This window comes from Dolichospermum circinale AWQC310F (assembly GCF_000426925.1).
GTDB lineage: Bacteria > Cyanobacteriota > Cyanobacteriia > Cyanobacteriales > Nostocaceae > Dolichospermum > Dolichospermum circinale.
In genome coordinates, this window is record NZ_KE384664.1 from 72,605 (window position 1) to 77,025 (window position 4,421).

Annotated in this window: 2 protein-coding genes; both read right to left on the reverse strand. The window is 32.9% G+C overall.

Annotated elements, in window-relative coordinates:
• Nucleotides 1–14 precede the first annotated feature (14 nt).
• Nucleotides 15–929, reverse strand: a complete 915-nt coding sequence (locus ACIR310F_RS0102410) for a DUF4351 domain-containing protein (protein WP_028082443.1) — start codon at nt 927–929, stop codon at nt 15–17.
• A gap of 47 nt (nt 930–976) precedes the next feature.
• Complete coding sequence (locus tag ACIR310F_RS0102415; RefSeq protein WP_028082444.1) at nt 977–4,177, reverse strand: DEAD/DEAH box helicase; 3,201 nt, start codon at nt 4,175–4,177, stop codon at nt 977–979.
• Nucleotides 4,178–4,421 lie beyond the last annotated feature (244 nt).

A 4,421-nucleotide genomic window follows, 5' to 3' on the forward strand; every position in this document is an offset into this window, starting at 1 on the left:
TGAAGGCTCATGTATCAACAATTATCTAACCAATTTCGCAAATCCTCTACATCATCTAAATCAAATATTGCCTCTCCCAAAGCTTCAATAATTTCTATATTTAAACTTCTAATTTTCGTTTCTAATTCTAGATCGATCTGTGCAAATTTTCTATTAATTTGACGAATAATTAAATTTTTTTCTCTTTCAATTCCCCTTTCAATTCCTTCTTCCATCCAACTGGTAACAATTTGCATAACTTCCTCCTTTTCCTCTGTTATTAATGTACCTACTTCTATTTGAAATTTATCTTCTTCAATTTTATTCAATCTCAAATATGTGTCAATGAAACCTGATATCAATTGCATTTTAGCTGGATTTAATTTTAAGGTGACTAATAACCTTAAACATTCTGCTTTGACCTTTGGCCTATCTTCTGGTGCTATGCTCATTTTCGACATCAAAGCCGATGCAACTGGATTTTGACGGGTTAAAAAGTCTCTCCAGTTGAGTTGATTTAGTTGCACCACCTGATAATTAAATTTTAGCACCTCAAAATCAGGAAAGTTGATTTGATAGTTATTCACAGCTACGATTTTCGGTGAGTCGTAGGAAAATATCACTATCGGATATATTGGTAAGTCCAATTTTTCATCTAATCTGGCAAAATAACGAAACATTCTTTGATTAAATTTCGGTCTTGCACCTGATTCTGCCTCAATATGAATCACAAAATAAGAAGGTTGACCTAAAAATTTAGCTTTGGCTATCAGGTCGGTTTCATATTTATCTCCTGCGGTAACATCAGTAAATATTTCCTTGTCCAAGAATATAATTGATTCCGTGTCTATATATTCGAGGACTTGAGGAAAGAATAATTCTATAAATTCTATGAAAAAGGTTGATATTAGTTCTTTAAATAAGCGGTCATGGTCTATGTTTTCTTTCATATTCTTATCTAAGTTAGGATTTACATGATTTAAGAACTAACGGTTTTTTAAACTTCATCTTTTTCAATAACTGCATGACGATCCAATATTAACAAATTTCTTAATTGATCAGTATCCATTTCTGTTAACCAATCTTCTCCTGCACCTACAACTTGTTCTGCTAATTGCTTTTTACTTTCAATCATATTATTAATTTTCTCTTCTAAAGTTCCAGTACAAACAAATTTATGGACTTGAACATTGCGAGTTTGACCAATTCTAAATACTCGGTCTGTGGCTTGATTTTCCACTGCGGGATTCCACCATCTATCAAAGTGAAAAACATGATTTGCCCTAGTTAAATTTAAACCCACACCACCAGCTTTTAATGATAAAATCATAATTGGTGATCCTTGGGGGTCATGTTGAAATCTATCAATCATTTCCTCTCTTTGTTTTTTACTGGTGCTACCATATAAAAAGAATATTTCTCGTCCTAATCTATTTTCTAAATAAGGTTTTAATAACTTACCCCATTCAGCAAATTGTGTGAAAATTAAAGCCCGGTCATCTAATTCTAAAACCTCATCTAACATTTCTTCTAGTCGTTGTAATTTAGCAGAATGATGTTTTTCTAAAGTTGCTAATTTCAAATATTGGGCAGGATGATTACAGATTTGTTTTAACTTCACTAATAATCCTAAAATCATACCCCGACGTTGTAAACCTTCGGCAGATTCAATCTCTACTAAAGATTGATCTACTAATTGTTGATATAGTGTAGCCTGTTCGGAAGTTAAACCACAAAAAACAGTCATTTCTTGCTTTTCTGGCAGGTCTTGAATAATATCTTTATCAGTTTTTAATCTACGGAGAATAAACGGTTGCACTAAAGAACGTAATTGATTTAAAGAAGCAGTATCACCATACTTTTCAATAGGCATAGCAAACCGTCTTTGAAAAAATTGTTTATTACCTAAATAACCGGGATTTAGGAAATCTAAAATAGACCATAATTCTTGTAATCTATTTTCTACAGGTGTTCCGGTTAAAGCAATACGAAATGTAGTTTCTAACTGTCGAACTGCTTGGGATTGTTTAGATTCTGAATTTTTTATATTTTGGGCTTCGTCTAAAACAATTATTTGCCATTCAACGGTTTTTAAAAGTTTAATATCACGGTGAATGAGTGCATAGCTGGTAATGACTAAATCATGTTTATTAACAGTTTCCGTAAATGCTTTACCTTGAGGACGCTTATCACCATGATATTCTAAAACCTTGAGAGTCGGAGCAAATTTACTTACTTCTTTTTGCCAATTGCCCATAACCGAAGTAGGACAAACTAATAAAGTTGGTTTTTCTAAAACATTTTCTGCTTTGAGATGAAGTATAAAAGCGATGAATTGAATGGTTTTACCTAATCCCATATCGTCCGCTAAACAAGCACCCAAACCCCATCTTTCTAAAAACGCTAACCAAGCTACACCACGTTCTTGATAAGGTCTTAATTGTCCGGTAAAATTGCCAGGAGTTGGTAAAATTTGAATTTCTTGATTATTAGTTAATGCCCCAATTAATTCTGCTAATATACCAGCAGCTTCAAAACTAACAACAGGTAATTTTTCAATTACTTGAGTATCTCCTTTACTAATACGTAAAGCATCTTCTAAGGAAAGAGACATTTGTTCGTTACCGGAACTAAAAAAGTTTTGGGCTGTTTTGATATCTTGGGGACGCAGTTCTACCCATTCACCATTAATTTCTACTAAAGGACTATTTAATTTTACCAATTTATCAAACTGAGCTTTAGAAATTGTTTGTCCACCAATTGCTAAATTCCATTGAAAATTCAATAAACTTTGTAAACCTAAACGTCCTGATTTTTGTTGGGTACTTTCGGCAATAATTTTTAACCCTAAACGGTTTGCCCACCCTTCCCGATTTGCTAAACTAGGAGGTAAAATTACTCCTAAACCGCTATCTTCAAATCTCCAAATTATAGCTTTGATAAATTCATAAGCTTCTGTAGGAGTCAGGTGGCAAAATTCAGGAGATGCAGTTTCTAAACTGGTGGTAATTTTGGGATACAATCGAGAAGCTAAACCCAAACCTCGCAAAAATGTTTCTTGAGGTTGTTCAATTGTCCGATTTTTATAAACTAATTTTTCTACAGGTTGCTGCCAAATTATCGCTGCGGCGATTAAAAATTCCGGGTTATCTGCTGCTTGGAGAAAATACTTTAAAGTCCAATTTTGTTCTTTATTTTCTGGAGGAAGTAATTGGAAACAGGTTTTAAATGATGCTTGTCCCGTAAGTTGATATTGTAAGGGTAAAGTCCAGGCTTTTAAAGTAGTTTTTAAACCTTCTCCTCCTGCTCCATTAATTGTATTATTTTCGTTAATTAATCCTTTTAACCATTGCTGTAATGCGTTAGGTAAAGACATCATGATTCTCGGTTCAAGGGGAGATTGAGAACCAACCATTAACCGCAATTGATGATCTGTAATGTGATTGAGGAATGATAATATTAATTCTTGAGGTAATAATGGTAAATCAATTGCGAGATTTTCGGTATTTTGTTGATAGGTTCGACAAGCTAAAGGCATTTTTGAGGCAAATTTTTCTAATCTAGTGACATCTATCGCGCTATCTAAAAGTACCTGCCATTTGGCAATTAAACTACTATCTTTTTTTTCAATTGTTGGTAAAAATTTACAACGAGAAATCAAGTCTAAATGCCATCTAAAAATATGTATCCAGAAATGAATATCTGCTCCTAATAAAGCTGCTTTACTGTCATTTGGATTCAGAGGTAAAGATCTAAGAAATTGAATTGCTAATGCTGGAGTGAGACAAAAACCTTCAATCTTCCAAGGATGTAAATATTGTAAATCTTGTGGATATCGAGAATCTATATCTAAGTTAATAGAATGAAGGGGGAAAATTCTTATTATTTGCGATTTATTACTCTCTATAAAAGCAGTTGGTAAAGAACTTATTTGTGAGTGAATAGGTAATTTTATTTCTGTTTGTGGTTTACTTTTAATTCTTTGTTTATTAGTAGTATTTGACTGAATTAAATTAGCAATTGATAAATTAGATGTTTCTAACCATTCATTTAATTCTCCTGATGTCATAGCCAATGGATGTAAAGAAATTTCAGCAAATGCTTCAGTATGCACCTGTAAAGAATGCCAAATTTCCCCCCAAATAAAGAAATAGCTATTTTGATGATTTATTATCCAAGTTCCGTGTAAAATTGTCATGTTTGAATATACTAATTATTTTTTTATTTATTAAGCTGTTGCACATTTAACTTGCATATTGCTTAGAAGTAAAACTCTTGTAGAGTGGGCATCCTGCCCGAATTATGCAAATTAAAGGTTTTTCGGCATGAGAACCTTCATTTAAAACTACAGCAATGACATTTCCCACATTGTGTAAGCTGTACTGCATTTAATTTGTATGATTATAGCGGGCAGGATGCCCGCACCACAATATCTAGCCATA

Bases quoted from the DNA above. Each gene is read 5' to 3' on its own strand.
- ACIR310F_RS0102410 (WP_028082443.1), bottom strand. From the start codon at position 929: ATGAAAGAAAACATAGACCATGACCGCTTATTTAAAGAACTAATATCA.
- ACIR310F_RS0102415 (WP_028082444.1), bottom strand. From the start codon at position 4,177: ATGACAATTTTACACGGAACTTGGATAATAAATCATCAAAATAGCTAT.